Origin of the sequence: Akkermansia muciniphila ATCC BAA-835, assembly GCF_000020225.1 — a bacterium.
GTDB classification, from domain to species: domain Bacteria; phylum Verrucomicrobiota; class Verrucomicrobiia; order Verrucomicrobiales; family Akkermansiaceae; genus Akkermansia; species Akkermansia muciniphila.
Genome location: NC_010655.1, coordinates 347,344 through 363,273, shown reverse-complemented (window position 1 = coordinate 363,273; position 15,930 = coordinate 347,344). Strand labels below are relative to the sequence as shown.

17 protein-coding genes are annotated in these 15,930 nt (G+C 55.6%); 14 read left to right on the top strand and 3 right to left on the bottom strand.

What is annotated here, in order from left to right; genetic code table 11:
• The first annotated feature begins 29 nt into the window (after positions 1-29).
• From fusA to rplN, 14 genes are read left to right on the top strand one after another with little or no spacing between them, the layout of a single operon-like run.
• A complete protein-coding gene (fusA, locus tag AMUC_RS01740) occupies positions 30-2,177 on the top strand; it encodes an elongation factor G (protein ID WP_012419363.1) in 2,148 nt (715 codons plus the stop codon).
• A 37-nt stretch (positions 2,178-2,214) separates the two neighbouring features.
• Positions 2,215-2,523 carry a 30S ribosomal protein S10 gene (gene rpsJ, locus AMUC_RS01735; RefSeq protein WP_012419362.1) on the top strand — a complete coding sequence of 103 codons (309 nt, stop codon included), beginning with the start codon at positions 2,215-2,217 and terminating at the stop codon, positions 2,521-2,523.
• Positions 2,524-2,568: 45 nt separating this feature from the next.
• On the top strand, positions 2,569-3,204 hold the full coding sequence (gene rplC / locus AMUC_RS01730; RefSeq protein WP_012419361.1) for a 50S ribosomal protein L3: 636 nt from the start codon (positions 2,569-2,571) through the stop codon (positions 3,202-3,204).
• A gap of 41 nt (positions 3,205-3,245) precedes the next feature.
• The gene (gene rplD / locus AMUC_RS01725) at positions 3,246-3,854 is read left to right on the top strand and encodes a 50S ribosomal protein L4 (protein ID WP_012419360.1); all 609 of its coding nucleotides are present in this window, start codon (positions 3,246-3,248) and stop codon (positions 3,852-3,854) included.
• A gap of 6 nt (positions 3,855-3,860) precedes the next feature.
• Entirely contained in the window at positions 3,861-4,145 is a 285-nt protein-coding gene (rplW, locus tag AMUC_RS01720; protein WP_012419359.1) for a 50S ribosomal protein L23, read from the top strand.
• Between the two features lie 26 nt (positions 4,146-4,171).
• Positions 4,172-5,008 carry a 50S ribosomal protein L2 gene (rplB, locus tag AMUC_RS01715; protein ID WP_012419358.1) on the top strand — a complete coding sequence of 279 codons (837 nt, stop codon included), beginning with the start codon at positions 4,172-4,174 and terminating at the stop codon, positions 5,006-5,008.
• Between the two features lie 35 nt (positions 5,009-5,043).
• Complete coding sequence (gene rpsS, locus AMUC_RS01710; protein WP_012419357.1) at positions 5,044-5,313, top strand: 30S ribosomal protein S19; 270 nt, start codon at positions 5,044-5,046, stop codon at positions 5,311-5,313.
• Positions 5,314-5,333: 20 nt separating this feature from the next.
• The gene (locus AMUC_RS01705) at positions 5,334-6,044 is read left to right on the top strand and encodes a hypothetical protein (RefSeq protein WP_012419356.1); all 711 of its coding nucleotides are present in this window, start codon (positions 5,334-5,336) and stop codon (positions 6,042-6,044) included.
• 38 nt (positions 6,045-6,082) lie between these two features.
• Entirely contained in the window at positions 6,083-6,421 is a 339-nt protein-coding gene (gene rplV, locus AMUC_RS01700) for a 50S ribosomal protein L22 (RefSeq protein ID WP_012419355.1), read from the top strand.
• A 39-nt stretch (positions 6,422-6,460) separates the two neighbouring features.
• Positions 6,461-7,150 carry a 30S ribosomal protein S3 gene (gene rpsC, locus AMUC_RS01695; protein WP_012419354.1) on the top strand — a complete coding sequence of 230 codons (690 nt, stop codon included), beginning with the start codon at positions 6,461-6,463 and terminating at the stop codon, positions 7,148-7,150.
• A gap of 52 nt (positions 7,151-7,202) precedes the next feature.
• Positions 7,203-7,625: a 50S ribosomal protein L16 gene (gene rplP, locus AMUC_RS01690; protein WP_012419353.1), complete on the top strand. Its 423-nt coding sequence runs from the start codon at positions 7,203-7,205 to the stop codon at positions 7,623-7,625.
• A 14-nt stretch (positions 7,626-7,639) separates the two neighbouring features.
• Complete coding sequence (gene rpmC, locus AMUC_RS01685) at positions 7,640-7,843, top strand: 50S ribosomal protein L29 (RefSeq protein ID WP_012419352.1); 204 nt, start codon at positions 7,640-7,642, stop codon at positions 7,841-7,843.
• A gap of 48 nt (positions 7,844-7,891) precedes the next feature.
• Entirely contained in the window at positions 7,892-8,164 is a 273-nt protein-coding gene (gene rpsQ / locus AMUC_RS01680; protein ID WP_012419351.1) for a 30S ribosomal protein S17, read from the top strand.
• A gap of 37 nt (positions 8,165-8,201) precedes the next feature.
• On the top strand, positions 8,202-8,567 hold the full coding sequence (rplN, locus tag AMUC_RS01675) for a 50S ribosomal protein L14 (RefSeq protein WP_012419350.1): 366 nt from the start codon (positions 8,202-8,204) through the stop codon (positions 8,565-8,567).
• Between the two features lie 617 nt (positions 8,568-9,184).
• Here rplN and AMUC_RS01665 read toward each other — a convergent pair.
• From AMUC_RS01665 to galB, 3 genes are all read right to left on the bottom strand, one after another.
• Complete coding sequence (locus AMUC_RS01665; RefSeq protein ID WP_012419349.1) at positions 9,185-10,027, bottom strand: DUF4332 domain-containing protein; 843 nt, start codon at positions 10,025-10,027, stop codon at positions 9,185-9,187.
• Between the two features lie 18 nt (positions 10,028-10,045).
• Entirely contained in the window at positions 10,046-12,718 is a 2,673-nt protein-coding gene (locus AMUC_RS01660) for a valine--tRNA ligase (protein WP_012419348.1), read from the bottom strand.
• Between the two features lie 153 nt (positions 12,719-12,871).
• Entirely contained in the window at positions 12,872-15,832 is a 2,961-nt protein-coding gene (galB, locus tag AMUC_RS01655) for a beta-galactosidase GalB (RefSeq protein WP_012419347.1), read from the bottom strand.
• Between the last annotated feature and the right edge of the window lie 98 nt (positions 15,833-15,930).

Here is a 15,930-nt window from a genome sequence, read left to right as displayed (position 1 = left end):
TCGATCACTACAGATACTTTCCAGACACTATGTCCGATCACGTAAATAATCCCAATCGCAAGGCTCCCCTTGAGCGTTACCGCAATATCGGTATTTCCGCTCACATTGACGCCGGCAAAACCACGTTGTCCGAGCGTATCCTTTTCTACACCGGCATGATTCACAAGATTGGTGAAACCCACGACGGTTCCACCACGACCGACTGGATGGAGCAGGAACGCGAACGCGGTATCACCATTACCTCCGCCGCTGTTACCACCAACTGGAAGCAGGTGAAGAATGAAGGTATCAGCAAAGTGTTCGAAGGCGAAAATTTCCAGCTGAACATTATTGATACTCCCGGGCACGTTGACTTCACTGCCGAAGTGGAACGTTCCCTCCGCGTGCTTGACGGTGCCATCGTGGTGTTCTGCGGCGTGGCAGGCGTGCAGCCCCAGACGGAAACCGTGTGGCGTCAGGCCACCAAGTACAGCGTGCCCCGCATGTGCTTCGTCAACAAGATGGACCGTACCGGCGCCAACTTCAACAACGTGCTGGACGATATTCACAACAAGCTGGGCGCGAATGCCGCTGCCATTCTGATCCCCATCGGCGCTGAAGACCAGCTCCGCGGCCAGATTGACGTGGTGAACCAGAAAGCCGTCATTTACGCCGACAACGACCGCCTGGGCTCCACCTACACGATTGAGGATATTCCCGCCGAACTCAAGGAAGAAGCCGAACTGGCCTACCATGAACTCGTGAGCCGTGTGGCTGACGTGGACGATGAGCTTGCTGAAAAGGTGCTCATGGAAGAACCCTTCACGCCCAAAGAGCTCAAGGAAGCTATCCGCCGCGCCACCATCGCCAACAAATTTGTGCCTGTCGCCGGTGGCTCCGCTTTCAAGAACAAAGGCGTCCAGTTCCTGCTTGACGCCGTGGTGGATTACCTCCCCTCTCCGGTAGAAACCGTTCCCGCCCACGCGGAAAGCACGCTGGATCCGGAAAAGACCTTCGAAATCACCGCTACGGACGATGCCAAGCCCATGGTGCTGGCGTTCAAGCTCTGGGCTGACAAATTCGTCGGCAAGCTGGTGTTCATCCGCGTGTACTCCGGTGTTCTCAAGAAAGGTGACACCGTGTACAATCCCCGCACCCGCAAGACGGAACGCGTGGGCCGCATCATTCAGATTCAGGCTGACCAGCATACGGATATTGATGCCGTGTACTCCGGTGACATTGCCGCCATCGTTGGGTTGCGCAACGTGACCACGGGCGACACCATCACCAGCCCGGACAATGATATCTGCCTGGAACCCCCCACCTTCCCGGAAACCGTTATTTCCATGGCGGTAGAGCCCAAGACCAAGGCTGACCAGGAAAAAATGTCCAATGCCTTGGGCCGTCTGTCTGAAGAAGACCCGACTTTCCGGGTGAAGACTGATGAAGAAACCGGTCAGACCCTGATTTCCGGCATGGGTGAACTTCACCTGGAAATCATTATTGACCGCCTGATGCGTGAATTCAAGGTGGAAGCCGATATCGGCAAGCCCCAGATTGCCTACCGCGAAACCATTACTGCCCCTGCCCATGGCGACGGCAAACTGGTCAAGCAGTCCGGTGGCCGCGGCCAGTACGGCCATGTGGTCATCGATGTGAAGCCGAACGAACGCGGCAAGGGGCTTACCATTGAAAACAAGATCGTAGGCGGCGCCATTCCCAAGGAATACATGAACGCCGTTTATGCCGGCCTTAATGAAGCCATGACCACGGGCGTCGTCGCCGGTTATCCGGTGGTGGACGTGCACGTTGAAGTGGTGGACGGTTCCTACCACGAAGTGGACTCCAATGAAAATGCTTTCAAAATGGCTGCCATCTTCGCCATGAAGGATGCTTTCAAAAAAGCCAAGCCGATCATGCTGGAACCCATCATGTCCGTTGAAGCTTCCACGCCGACCGATTACCAGGGCGACATCATGGGCGACCTGAACCGCCGCCGCGGCCAGATCAGCAACATGGAAAACAAGGCCAACGCCTGCATTTTGAAAGCTATGGTCCCCTTGTCCGAAATGTTCGGTTATTCCACCGCCATCCGAACCCTTTCCAGTGGCCGTGCTTCCTATTCCATGGAACCCTCCCACTTTGAACAGGTGCCCCAGAACCTCGTTGACCAGATTGTCAGCGAGAAGGCTAAATAAACAAACCTTTGAAGTATAACCAATAGACCGCACGTCCATGCAAAGTCCAAAAATCCGCATTCGACTCCGCGCATTCGACTACCGCGCCATCGACCGCTCCTCCCAGGAGATCGTTGAAACCGCCAAGCGCACCGGAGCCAAAGTTCACGGCCCGATTCCGTTGCCGACCCGTATTGAAAAGTTTTCTGTGAACCGTTCCGTTCACGTCAACAAAAAATCGGCTGAACAGTTTGAAATCCGCACCCACAAGCGTCTGCTCGACATCGTCGACCCGACTGCGCGCACGATTGATGAGCTCAAGAAGCTTAATCTTCCGGCCGGGGTGGACATCACGATCCGCATCTAGTTTGGCACCCGGATAAGTAATTAAAAAACAGAAAGACACACTACAATGGCTCTAGGACTTATCGGAAAAAAGGTCGGTATGACCCGTCTGTTTGACCAGGAATCCGGCGCTATGGTTCCCGTGACCGTCATTGACGTCAAGGGTAACACCTTCGCTCAGATTAAAACAGAAGACAAGGATGGCTACAATGCTATCCAGGTTGCTTTTGATGCGCAGAAGGAAAGCCGCGTGGCCAAGCCTCAGGCCGGCCACTTCAAGAAACTGGGCATCCAGCCTACCAAACTCCTCAAGGAATTCCGCGTAGAAGCATCCGAATTGCCTGCTGAAGGCGCAAAAGATCCCGGTGTGGATCTCTTTTCCGCCGGACAGTGGGTGGATGTGATCGGCACTTCCAAAGGCAAAGGGTTCCAGGGGGCGATGCGCCGCCACAACTTCCACGGCTCTCCCGCCGCCCACGGTTCCATGATGCACCGCCGTACCGGCGGCGTAGGCGGTTGTTCCACCCCCGGCCGCGTCTGGAAGAACCAGAAGATGCCCGGACAGATGGGCAATGCCAAGCGCACGGTGCAGAACCTGAAGGTTGTCGCCGTTCGTCCGGAAGATAATGTCATCCTTATCTCCGGGGCTGTGCCCGGCGCGCGCGGTTCCTACCTCGTGATTCGCCCCGCCAAGAAGAAGTAAGGCTTTAGTTAACCTCACATTGATTATAGGAAAACCTATCTATGTCCGCAAATACCTTTACATTAGAAGCCGCCGCCGCCGCCAACATCCAGGTTGTAGGCAGTGACAAGGGCTCCCAGGCTGTGCATGACCTGATCGTGGCTTACCAGGCGAACCGCCGCACCGGTTCCGCCAATTCCAAGACCCGCGCAGAAGTCAGCGGCAATAACAAAAAGATATTCCGCCAGAAGGGCACCGGTAATGCCCGTCACGGCGATAAGCGCGCTCCCATCTTTGTGGGCGGCGGCGTGGTCTTCGGTCCCCGCCCCTGCGACTACAGCAAGAAGGTGAACAAGAGCACCCGACGCCTGGCTCTGCGCCGCGTACTGGGTGACCTGATTGCCGCTTCCAAGGTCAGCACCGTTTCCGAATTTTCCGTGGCTGACGGCAAGACCAAATCTTTCATCAAAGCCGTCAAAGACCTGACGGATGCCAAGAAGGTGCTCATTGTGGCAGCTTCCTTTGACGAAACCACCTACCGTGCCGCCCGCAACGTTCAGGAAGTTCTCCTGATGACCGCTGCGGAAGTGAACATTGAACAGCTCATGAATGCTGATGCAGTGATCCTCGTTGACAACGCTTTAGAAACCCTCGCCAGCCGTACTGCTTAAGAAGCCATGAAAGACATTTACCAAGTCATCAAGAAGGTGCGCATCAGCGAAAAGGCCACCATGCTCCAGGAAACTACCGGCGAGCTGGTCTTCGAAGTTGATCGTGACGCCAACAAAATCGAAATCAAAAAGGCTGTCGAAGTTGCTTTCGGCAAGAAGGTCGCATCCGTGCGTACCGCCAACTATGACGGCAAGCTCAAGCGCCAGCGCCGCTCTGATGCAGGTCGCACCGCTCATTGGAAAAAAGCTTACGTCAAGCTTGCCAACGGTGAAACCCTTGACCTCGTTTAAAGCCCCTATTAGGAAGGAAAGCTATCATGTCCCTCAAGTCATTCAAGCCAGTTACTCCCTCTAACCGTTACAAGGTGTGGCCGTCCTTTGACGAAATCACCACCTCTACCCCGGAAAAGAGTCTCTGCAGACCCCTCAAGAAATCCGGCGGCCGCAATAACAATGGCCGCATCACCACCCGCCACATTGGCGGTGGCCATAAGCGCAAATATCGCCTGGTGGACTTCAAACGCAACAAGTTTGACGTGCCCGCTACTGTCCTTACTATCGAATACGATCCCAACCGTACCTGCCGCATTGCTCTGATTGAGTACAAGGATGGTGAAAAATCCTACATTCTGGCCCCCACGGGGCTGCAGGTGGGCATGAAGGTGGAAAGCGGCCAGAAGGTTGCTCCCAAGGTAGGCAATGCCATGCCCTTGAAAAACGTTCCTCTGGGTACTTCCGTTCACAACATTGAAATTCGTCCGGGTTCCGGCGGCAAGGTAGCCCGCGCTGCCGGCCAGCAGGCCATCGTTTCCAACCGTGAAGCGGGTTACGCGCTGATCAAGATGCCTTCCGGTGAAATCCGCCGTTTCAATGAAGATTGCTACTGCACGATCGGCCAGGTAGGCAATACCCAGCACATGAACGAAATGTCCGGCAAGGCCGGCCGTACCCGCTGGATGGGCGTTCGTCCTACCGTGCGCGGTATGACGATGAACCCCGTCGACCACCCGAACGGTGGCGGTGAAGGCAAGTCCAAGTCCGGTGGCGGTCGCCAGCACCTCAAATCTCCGTGGGGCCACGTCAAGGGCCAGAAGACCCGCCGTCTCCGCAAGCCCAGCGACTCCGTCATCGTACAGCGCCGCAATGCCAAGTAATCAATATATTATAACTTTAACTAGGATTATATAACATGGGACGTTCTCTCAAAAAAGGCCCTTTTGTCAGCCAAAAGCTTCTCGCCAAGATCGACGCTCAGCTTGAATCCGGCGACCGCAAGCCGATCAAGACCTGGAGCCGCGCATCCATGATTACGCCTGACTTCGTCGGCCTGACTTTCCTGGTGCACGCCGGCAAGAACTTTGCCACCGTGTACGTCACGGAAAACATGGTAGGCCACAAGCTTGGTGAATTTGCCCCGACTCGTGTCTTCAAACAGCACGGCGGTATCGGTAAGAAGTAATCAGTAAGTTAACAATCAACATGTCGAATTCTTCTTCCATCCTTGCATACTCTCTTACCACCCTGGTAGGGCTGGGCGGGGCGTTGCAGGGAGCGGAAGAGGATACGGCGGCACTGACGCGCAGAATCGAGCGCCTCGAAAAGCAGAATGCGGCCCTCAAGGCATCCTATGTCCAGGCCCGCAGCGACGCCGACAAGGCGGCCGCACAGCTGGTGGACATCCGTTCCAGGCTGGAAGCTTTGGGGGGCGCTGCGCTAGGTAACAGCGAGGAACGCCTGATTCAGGCGATGGCGGACATCGAAGCTTTTAATGACCGCGTCCAGCGGCTGGAGCAGGCATCCGTCAAGCTCTCCGGAGCCATCCTTGCCTACATGAAACAAGCCATATCCGAAGATGCGAATGCCAGGACGGCTGTGGAGAGTTCTCTGCGCCTGCTGGAATCCGTTCTGGGATACAGGCAACAGCCCGTGCGAGATGGCGCGGGAACCCTGGCGGAAGCCAAGGTGCTCAGCATTGATTCCGAATCCGGAGTGGTGGTGCTGAATACCGGCAGAACGGCAGGAATGCAAGTCGGGATGCCGGTTCGGTTAACCCGGGGAGCTCAAACCATCGGAGAAGCCGTAGTCACGGACGTCCGCAAGGAAGTATGTGGCGCGCTTGTTCAGAAACTTGAGACGCCAGCCGATCCGGTGCGCGTCGGAGATTCTGCCTCAGTAAAAACCAACGACTAAATCATCTTCATAATAACCTGCACTACGAGGAAAAACCCATGGAAGTGAAAGCTGTTTACAAATACGCCCGCATCTCCGCCAAGAAGATGCGCGATGTTGCTCAAGAAATCCAAGGCTTGTCCGTCTCCCAGGCGACCGACATCCTGTCCTACACCCCCAAGAAAGGTGCCTACCTGCTGAATAAGACGCTCAAGTCCGCGTTGGCCAACGCCGAGAATAATGCGGAACTGTCCGTTGATACGCTGGTGGTCAAGTCCGTCATGGTCGATGAAGGGCCCACGATGCGCCGCACGATGCCCCGCGCCCGCGGATCCGCCAACATGATCCGCAAGCGTACATCCCATATCACCGTTATCCTGGCCGATCAAGAAGGCTAGGCCATACCAATCTAACACACATATAGCTGAACTAATATCATGGGTCAGAAAGTAAATCCAATCGGGTTCCGCCTCGCCGTCAACAAGGACTGGCGCTCCAAGTGGTACGCCACGGGCCAGGATTACGCCACCAAGCTGCATGAAGACTTGGTGATGCGCAAGTACATCAAGGAACAGTTGATGTCCGCCGCCGTTTCCAGCATCGTGATTGAACGCGCCTGGAACAGTGTCCGCATCACCGTCCACACTGCCCGTCCGGGGCTTGTCATTGGCCGCAAGGGTGAGGAAATTGAAAAGATCCGCCAGTACCTCCAGGGCCTGTGCGGCGCTTCCACCCAGGTCAACATTGACATTGTGGAAATCCGTTCCCCTGAAACGGACGCCCAGCTTATTGCAGAGAACGTGGCTGTTCAACTGGAACGCCGCGTTTCCTTCCGCCGCGCCATGAAGCGCGCCGTGCAGGTTGCCATGGAACGCGGGGCCGACGGCATCCGCATCCGCTGCGCCGGCCGTCTTGGCGGGGCTGACATTGCCCGTGCCGAATGGTACCGCGAAGGCAAGGTGCCGTTGCAGACGCTCCGCACTCCGATTGACTACGGCTTTGCCGAAGCCCGTACCCTGTACGGCATCATCGGTGTGAAGTGCTGGGTCAACAAGCGCGATGAAGTCGTCTCCCAGCAGAATTCCCGTCCGTCCGGCCCTCGCGGACCCCGTCGTCCGCGCGCCTAAGAAAGCCGCTACCACATTTGTTCATCACACTTAACACAAGGAGGAATAAGATATGCCTTTAATGCCCAAGAGAGTGAAGCACCGCAAGATGCACCGCGGCAGCCGTTCCGGCAATGCCACCAGCGGTACCTATGTTGCTTTTGGTGACTTCGGCCTTCAGGTGCTCGACCGCGGTTGGATCACCAACAACCAGATTGAAGCCTGCCGTATTGCGATCAACCGTTACCTGAAACGTAAAGGTAAGGTGTTCATCCGCATTTTCCCGCAGAAATCCTTTACGTCCCGTCCCCCGGATACTCGTATGGGTAAGGGTAAGGGCGCCGTGGAAGGCTGGGTAGCCGTTGTCCGCCCCGGCAACATTCTGTTTGAAGTAGGCGGCGTGACCGAATCCCAGGCGCGTGAAGCCCTTCGACTGGCTTCCAACAAGCTGGGCGTATCCACCCGCTTCGTCTATCGTCAAGGCGTTCAACACTAAAGCTACTCATCACCATGTCCGATAAGAACTCCGCCAAAGAACTTCGTGCTATGTCCGCCAAGGAGCTTTCCGCTCTGGTGCGCAGCCTTCGTGAAGAACTTTTCAATCTCCGCCTCCAGCAGGCCACCGGCCAGCTGGAAAACAACCAGAGAATTCGCACCGTCCGCAAGGACCTTGCCCGCGCCCTTACCATTAAGGGTGAAACCGGGGAGGTTTAATTGAGGATTTCCGGTAATTACAGAATATTCTAACACTTTTAGAATCCAATGTCCGAACAAACCGAAACAACCAAGAAGCCCGGCCTTCGCAAGACGCGCGTCGGCGTGGTGACTTCCACCAAGATGGACAAGACCATCGTTGTGGAATACGTTGCCCGCGTTCCGCACCCCAAGTTCAAGAAGATCGTCAAGAAGAGCAAGAAGTTCTATGCCCATGACGAAAATTCCACGGCCAAGGTAGGCGATAAGGTACGTATCGTTGAAACCCGCCCGCTTTCCAAGCTGAAGTGCTGGGAACTGGTGGAAGTGCTTACCCATTAATCAGGAATCAACCATTAAGTAAAGGAGATTTGATACCATGATCCAGATGGAATCCCTAGTCCAGGTAGCCGACAATACCGGCGCCCGCTCCGCCAAGATGATTGGCGTTATCGGCAAGCGCACCCGTCAGGCTCACATTGGCGATATTATTACCTGCCATATCCGCGAATCCATTCCCACCGCTTCCGTGAAGAAAGGAACCGTGGTGAAGGCCGTGGTAGTGCGCACTGCCGCCCCGATTCGCCGTGATGACGGTTCCGTGCTTCGTTTTGACGGCAATGCCGTCGTCATCATCGACAAGGACAACAACCCGCGCGGCACCCGTATTTTCGGGCCGGTCGCTCGTGAACTCCGTGAAAAGAAGTTCATGAAGATTGTTTCCCTTGCTCCGGAAGTGCTCTAACCGAGACGCCTCAGGATTTTGGACGCCATCCTCCGAAAAGGAGGATGGCGTTTTTTATTGTCCCCGTTTTTCTGATAAGTTTTCATTACGGTGTGCTTCCCATATAGGGAGAAGGTTGCCGGAGCGCAGCCCTTGCCTGGCGCACGAGGCCGGCAAATCCGGAATAGGTTAATGAAGGGGGAATTCCGGTTGTTGAAATGTCCGCTTGTTTTCCTGGACTGCCGTTTTCAGGGATATGCTTTTCCATGACGTTGAACGCATGTTTGAGTTGCTGGGATATCCGGAGGAAGGAGGAAACGTATTTATCCGGAAGAGACGGAGAAACGGCCTTCTTGCCGGATTTTTCCGATCCGGTTTTGAGGCGGTTCCTAATGGTGGCTCTTTATAGAATAAGTTACCGGGAAGGGGGGATTCGTTGCCGGGAGCCGTTCCATGAGATACGGAAGCGGGCAGGGGCTTCCTGTCCCGTCAGAGCGTGGGGTTGAAGTGCAGGGAATAGGGGCAGATAATGGAAGGGACGGACAGATGGAGGAACCGCCTTCCGAATGCCAGGTAAGGGGAAGAAAGGAGGCAGGAGGCCGGGATACCGTGAAGCCTGGCGCAGGAATTAAGCTTCGTTAATGCCTGTGCGGTTCGGTACGGGGTTTTCCCAGTTGCTGGGAGGAACCGCAGGCCGGGCAACGGAACCAGCGGAAGAGGAATATATGCAGTGCCGTGGCGAATACGTAGCCGAACAGGGGAATGTGGTGGGCCGCCTTATTGCGGGTGTATTTTTTAAAGGAAAAGACATGGGCCCTGCACACGCTGCATTTCCGGGGAAGCGCCAGGGAAAGATAGAGAACCAGCGCCAGAATCCAGGGGCCGAAGCAGAGGCTGATTAACGGCCAGCCTCGTTCTCCATTGAGAAGCACAAGGGTGGTGACCGAAATGGAGAAGAGGATGCAGATGAACAGGAGCAGGACGATAACGGCTCCCATCCATGTCCGGAAGGAGGTCATGTGCTTGATGCCTTTTTTGCGAAGGTAGGTTTTCGGCTCCTTGTGGGTGTGAACATGTTTTGCGGGCTGGTAGCTGTGTTCTTCCTGCAGCCTGGCCTTAGCGGAGAGATGTTTTGGAGGTCCGTCCGTATGGGAACGCCCACGTTCCCTTCTGTTTTCTAAAGAATCAGTAATCGGAGGGTCAACGGGAGTGGCAAGGGGGAGGCCGTCGCCCTCATGGATGGGAAGAAGCTCCGGTTCCGGCGCAGTAGGAGAGGAAAGAGCCTGATTCACCCATTCCCTGAAAACGGGAGCGGAAGGAATTTCCGTCTGCAGTTTCAGCATCCGTTTTGCCTGGTGAAGTTCAGGCAAAACGGTGGAGGGGTCCGCGGAAGCGAATTGTTCAAGAGTACGTATGCCCACCGCTTCAAGCAATTCAATGAATTGCTCGCGGCCGGCAAAGTACTTTTGAATATTATTCATTCCCGGAATGATAGATGGTTAGGAAAGGGAATCAAGCATCCCTTTTAACTGGGATTGTTTTGCCTCCCAGTCCGCCAGACGGGCTTTTTCCTGATTCACGACTTCTGCCGGAGCTCTTTCCACAAAGCCCGCATTACCCAGCTTGGCCGCGGATTTGGCGATTTCCCTGGCTATTTTGTCCAGTTCCCTGCCCAGGCGTTCCTTTTCCGCTTCCACGTCAATAAGGCCTTCCAGGGGCAGGAAGAGTTCCCCAAGCGGCGTGAGGGCCGCAGGCGTTCCCTTGGGGGAAGAGTAAGCTGCGTCCCGGATGACGGATTTGGCGTTCGCCAAAATGGCCAGACGGGAGAGGATATCCTGGGGTACGTCGTGGGGAGTTTTCAGGATGAAGCTGACGTTTTTATTGTTGGAAAGGTCGTATTCCGCTTTCAGGTTGCGGGCCTTGTTGGCCGTTTCATAAAGGGCTGCGGCCTGGGTATTCGCCAGGGTGATGCGGCTTTCATCAAGTCCTGCCAGGAGGTTTTCGGCAGAGGGGAGAGGAGTGCGCATGAGCGGCAGGCCGCCGTTGCTTTCCGCAAAGCCCAGGGAGGCCCAGAGTTCTTCCGTGATATGAGGCATGACCGGATGCAGAAGGGCCAGGTAGTGCCTGAGCACCGTGTCCATCGTGGTGAGCGTGGCTGCCTGTGCCGCTGGGTCCGCCCCGTCCTTCAGGTCACCCTTGACGGCTTCCAGGAAGCGGTCGCAGTATTCGTTCCAGAAGAATTGGTACAGGGTTTGGATGAGGGCGTTGAATTCGTAGTCCGCCAGCGCTTTTTCTACATCTGCATGCAGTTGCTTGAGCTTGGAGATAATGGAGATATGTACGGATGAGTAGTGAGGGGCCGTTTCTCCCCTGGCATCTCCCTGCATCAGCCGGAAGCGCGTGGCATTGTACAGCTTGTTGGCAAAGTTGCGGCCTTCGCTGATCTGGTTTTCATCAAAGCGCACGTCCGTTCCTGTGGGGGCGATGCGCATGAGTCCGAAGCGGAGGCCGTCCGCTCCGTAGTTGGCGATCAGGTCCAGAGGATCCGGGGAGTTGCCCAGGGATTTGCTCATTTTACGCCCGATTTTGTCACGGATGATAGACGTGAAAAAGACGTTGCTGAACGGTTTGTCATGCTGGAAACGGTATCCGGCCATAATCATGCGCGCCACCCAGAAGAAGATGATGTCCGGTCCCGTGACAAGATCCGTAGTGGGATAGAATTTGGCGCGGGTTTCCTCATCCATGGTGGAGAAAGGCCACAGCCAGGAGGAGAACCATGTGTCCATTACGTCGTTGTCCTGAATCCAGTTGTCCGGGTCCTGGGGCGGTTCGGTTCCCACGTAGAGGAAGCCCTGTTCCAGTGCGGAGGCGTCCAGCGCCGGGGCGTTCCTGAGTTCTTCCGCCTTGTCTTTGCGGTACCAGACCGGGATGCGATGGCCCCACCAGAGCTGTCGGGAGATGCACCAGTCCTGAATGTTTTCCAGCCAGTGGGCGTAGGTTTTCGCCCAGCGCGTGGGGCGAAAAGTGATATCCCCTCCCGCTACGGCGTCCGCGGCTTCTTTCACGCAGGGGTATTTGAGGAACCACTGCATGGAGAGGCGCGGTTCAATCGGGACATTGGCGCGTTCGGAGAACCCGACTTTGTTATCATAGTCTTCAACGTTGACCATGAGGCCGGAGGCTTCCAGCATTTCCACGGATTTGCGGCGTGCGTCAAAGCGGTCCATGCCGTGGAGTTCGGGCACTTCCGGGCAGTTGATATGACCGTCGGGGGTAAGGATGTCGATAATTTCCAGGTTGAATTTCCGGCCTATTTCAAAGTCGGCCTTATCATGGGCCGGAGTGATTTTCAGAGCGCCCGTGCCGAATTCTATTTCTACATATTCATCTCCGATGATAGGAATAGGGGTGGGATTGAGCGGGCGCATGACGTTTTTCCCGATGAGGTGGGCGTACCGCGGATCCTTCGGGTTGACGGCCACAGCCACGTCCGCCATGATGGTTTCCGGGCGGGTGGTGGCTACATGGAGGGCTCCGGACCCGTCTTCCAGTTTGTAAAGAACGGTGTAGAGCTTGCTTTTCTGCTCAGTCATGATGACTTCTTCATCAGAGAGGGCCGTGAGGGATACAGGGCACCAGTTGACCATGCGGCGGCCCCGGTAGATGAGTCCTTCCTTAAAGAGTTCAATGAAGACCTGTCCAACGGCTTTGGTGTATTCCTCATCCATCGTGAAGCGTTCGCGGTCCCAGTCGCAGGAACAACCCAGCTTATGGAGCTGGTTGATGATGATGCCTCCGTGTTTTTCTTTCCATTCCCAGACTTTTTCCAGGAAGGCTTCTCGGCCCAGATCGTGGCGGCTCCGGCCCGTTGTCTGTTTGAGGTCTTTTTCCACCCTTACCTGCGTGGCGATTCCGGCATGGTCTGTTCCGGGCAGCCAGAGGGCTTCATATCCTTTTTGGCGCGCGCGGCGCACCAGGATGTCCTGGATGGTGTTGTTCAGTACATGGCCCAGATGCAGCACTCCCGTGACGTTGGGGGGAGGGATGACGACAGAGTAGGCAGGCTTTTCAGAAGCCGGGTCAGCCTTGAAACAACCTTCTTCAATCCAGCGGGATTGCCATTTTTCTTCCACCAGGGAGGGATCGTATGCTTTGGGCAGATCAGACATGGGCAAAAGGGTAGCATAAAGTTTTTTTCTTTCAATCCCTACCTGTCCGGGAGAGGGTGGAAAGATGGCTCTTTTTCCCCGGAATAATGTGATGAAAAAGCCGCCGGGTTCCTGATGGAGCCCGGCGGCTGGAACGGAGTTTTTCCTGTTTTTTTATTTGACCGTCACAGTTGTCTGAGCCGGCTTGAGTCCGTTGGAGATGACTTGGAGCGTCACTTTTCCGGATTCTCCCTTGCGGGAGCGCAGAATGACCTGGGCAAGACCATTGAAGGCCTTGATTTTCATGATTTTCTTGTTTTCCGGATTCGCCATGGTGGTGAAGTCCGTGGGATCACCGTTGCAGATGCCGGCGATGTCCGCGGGGCCGCTTACCTTGAAGGTGAGCTGGTTTTTGCTTCGGGGCACCATACGGCCCTGGGCGTCGCGGACGGCTACGGTGACATAAGACAGGTCATAGCCGTCTCCCTTGATTTCATTGCGGTCCGGCTTGAGGGTGAGCGCCGCAGGTTTTCCGGTAGTGGTTACCGTGTCCGTAGCCCAGATTTTACCGTCCTTTTTGGCGACTACTTTGAGGGTGCCGGGCGTGTATTTAACGTCTTCCCACACGAGGCGGTAGCGGTCCTTTTCCCCGGTGCCCTTTTTGCGGACGCCCTGGGATTTCCCATTCAGGAAGAGTTCCGCTTCATCCCCGCTGGTGTAGACATGCACGGGCGTTACCTGCCCCTTGCGTTCCGGCCAGTTCCAGTGCGGCAGGATGTGCGCCATCTTGAGATCCGGCCTCCAGTGGGCCTGGTAGATGTAGAAGCGGTCCTTTTTGAAGCCGCACAGGTCCACGATGCCGAAGTAGGAGCTGCGGGAGGGGGCGCGGTCTCCCAGTTTTTTGAGTTCCGCCATCAGCTTTTCGCGTTCCGGCCCTTCCGGCACGTTCAGGGCGTTGGTGGCGTCCAGATTGTACGGGGTGGGTTCCCCAATGTAGTCAAAGCCCGTCCATACATATTCTCCCGCGCTGTTGGGATTGTCTTCCTGAGCGGCGAATTCCACATCCGGACGGTTGGCCCAGCCGGGGGCGTACAGGTCATAGGAACTGACCTGGTAGAGGTAGAATCCCTTGCCTTTGTTCCAGTCCACGGGGAAGAAGTATTCTCCGCGGGAGCTGACACAGGAGGCGGTTTCCGCACCATAGAACGGCTGGTGGGGGCGGTCCTTGGCGAAGTCCTTGTAGGCCCAGGGCTTGTAGTTATAGCCGTAAACATCCAGGGTGTCCCCAAAGCCGTTGCGTGCGGCATTGGCGTTGTTGCAGCCGGAAGTCACTTTACGCGTGGGGTCTTCCCGGTGGAAAAGATCCGTCAGGGTTTGGGAGATATGGTGCAGATTTTTCATTCCCTGTTCCGGAACTTCATTTCCCGAACTCCATGCAATGACACAGGGGTGGTTTCGGTCCCGGTGGCAGAGGTTAACCACGTCCCGTTCATGCCATTCGTTAAAGGATTCGTTGTTGACGCCTTCTTTGGAGCATTGCCATACGTCGAAAAGTTCGTCAATGACCAGGATGCCCATTTTATCGCACAGGTCCAGCACTTCCGGCGCAGGCGGGTTGTGGGACGTGCGGATGGAGTTGACGCCGAATTCCTTCAGGATTTCAATCTGGCGTTCATAGCCTCGCGTGTGGGCGGCGGAGCCGAGCGGTCCCAGGTCATGGTGCTGGCAAACGCCCTTGAGCTGCACGCGCTCCCCGTTAAGGTAGAATCCCGTGGGTTTCCATTCAACGGTTCTTACGCCGAAGTTGGTGAATTTTTGGTCTATGACTTTGTCTCCCATCCTGACCGTGGTTTTCATCTTATACAGATGGGGAGCGTTTAGCGTCCACAGAGTGGGGTTTTTGAGCGTCAGCGTACTGGTGATTTTGCCCTTTTCCCCGGCGGGAATTTCTTCCCCTTTGGTGGTTGTGGAGGCTACGATTTTACCTCCGTCCAGGATTTCTTCAGTAACAGTGGGGATGACGGCTTTGTCCGTGGTGTTTTTCACCGTGGTGTCCACTTCTACCTTGGCGGCGGATTTGGTGATTTCCGGAGTTTTGACGAAAACGCCCCAGTGTTCGATGTGCACAGGGTTGGATTCCGTGAGCCACACATGGCGGTAGATGCCGCCGCCCGGATACCATCGGGAGGTGCTGGGGGGATTGTCCACTCTGACGGCAATGGTATTTTGCTGCCCGAATTTCAGGAAGGGCGTGATGTCCACGCGGAAGGAGCTGTAACCGTATTTCCATTCGCCGGCCAGGTGTCCGTTCACATAAATTTTGGGGCGGGACATAACGCCGTCAAAGTCCAGATAGAATTGGTTGCCCTTGGCGTCCGCCGGGATTTCCAGCGTTTTGCGGTACCAGCCAATGCCGACCCAGGGGAGTTTTCCGGTTCTGTTTTCAATTTCCATCCGGAAGGGTCCTTCCACGCCCCAGTCGTGCGGCAGGTTCAAGGAACGCCAGTTTTTGTCGTTGAAAGAGGGGCTGGAGGGATTGTCCGCCTTACTGGTTCCGGCGGCGGCCTGAGGGCGGATAATTTCCCCCTTGTCGTTTTTAAAGGTGATTTCACGGATGCTGGCCCAGTTGCTCTGGTTGTTGCCCGTGACGGTGATGCGGAAGTATCGCGGTTTGCCGGTTTTGTTTTCTACCGTGTCTTCCTTGGAGTCGTTTTGCCCGGAAGTTTTGTCTTCAATAGTTGCCCAGCGTTTTCCGTCACCGGAGCCTTCCAGCTTGAAAAGATGGTTGCTTTGTTTTTCCCACAGGATGTTAACGGTTTTTACATCTACGGGGCGTCCCATGTCCACGGTGATTTTTTCTCCGCTTTTGCCACTGGCGGCACACCAGCGGGTGGACTTGTCCCCGTCCACGGCATTGTCCGCCGGATTGCCGGATTCTTCACTGGTGGCAGTGGCGAATCCCATGGCTTTTCCCGGTTCCGGTTGCGTACTGCCATCCGGCATTTTCCCGAAACGGGCGAATTTCCAGTTCCAATCCAGGCTCTCCGTTTTGGTTGCATTCAGAGGCGCCGCCATGAGGCTGGCGATGCTGAACGCAGTAATGCAGAGGGTCGTGCGTGTAATATTGGTGAACATATCTGTGATATTACGACTGGAAATCTGCCATCTTGCAAGATTTTTATTCAGCAGGATACGGTTTCTGCCCGGATTACGTCAGCAGGGTTCCACGCGTC

Bases quoted from the DNA above. Each gene is read 5' to 3' on its own strand.
- AMUC_RS01705 (WP_012419356.1), top strand. From the start codon at position 5,334: ATGTCGAATTCTTCTTCCATCCTTGCATACTCTCTTACCACCCTGGTA.
- rpsQ (WP_012419351.1), top strand. From the start codon at position 7,892: ATGTCCGAACAAACCGAAACAACCAAGAAGCCCGGCCTTCGCAAGACG.
- AMUC_RS01665 (WP_012419349.1), bottom strand. From the start codon at position 10,027: ATGAATAATATTCAAAAGTACTTTGCCGGCCGCGAGCAATTCATTGAA.
- rpsC (WP_012419354.1), top strand. From the start codon at position 6,461: ATGGGTCAGAAAGTAAATCCAATCGGGTTCCGCCTCGCCGTCAACAAG.
- rplN (WP_012419350.1), top strand. From the start codon at position 8,202: ATGATCCAGATGGAATCCCTAGTCCAGGTAGCCGACAATACCGGCGCC.
- rplD (WP_012419360.1), top strand. From the start codon at position 3,246: ATGTCCGCAAATACCTTTACATTAGAAGCCGCCGCCGCCGCCAACATC.
- rpmC (WP_012419352.1), top strand. From the start codon at position 7,640: ATGTCCGATAAGAACTCCGCCAAAGAACTTCGTGCTATGTCCGCCAAG.
- rplC (WP_012419361.1), top strand. From the start codon at position 2,569: ATGGCTCTAGGACTTATCGGAAAAAAGGTCGGTATGACCCGTCTGTTT.
- rplB (WP_012419358.1), top strand. From the start codon at position 4,172: ATGTCCCTCAAGTCATTCAAGCCAGTTACTCCCTCTAACCGTTACAAG.
- fusA (WP_012419363.1), top strand. From the start codon at position 30: ATGTCCGATCACGTAAATAATCCCAATCGCAAGGCTCCCCTTGAGCGT.
- rpsJ (WP_012419362.1), top strand. From the start codon at position 2,215: ATGCAAAGTCCAAAAATCCGCATTCGACTCCGCGCATTCGACTACCGC.
- galB (WP_012419347.1), bottom strand. From the start codon at position 15,832: ATGTTCACCAATATTACACGCACGACCCTCTGCATTACTGCGTTCAGC.
- rpsS (WP_012419357.1), top strand. From the start codon at position 5,044: ATGGGACGTTCTCTCAAAAAAGGCCCTTTTGTCAGCCAAAAGCTTCTC.
- rplW (WP_012419359.1), top strand. From the start codon at position 3,861: ATGAAAGACATTTACCAAGTCATCAAGAAGGTGCGCATCAGCGAAAAG.
- rplP (WP_012419353.1), top strand. From the start codon at position 7,203: ATGCCTTTAATGCCCAAGAGAGTGAAGCACCGCAAGATGCACCGCGGC.
- AMUC_RS01660 (WP_012419348.1), bottom strand. From the start codon at position 12,718: ATGTCTGATCTGCCCAAAGCATACGATCCCTCCCTGGTGGAAGAAAAA.
- rplV (WP_012419355.1), top strand. From the start codon at position 6,083: ATGGAAGTGAAAGCTGTTTACAAATACGCCCGCATCTCCGCCAAGAAG.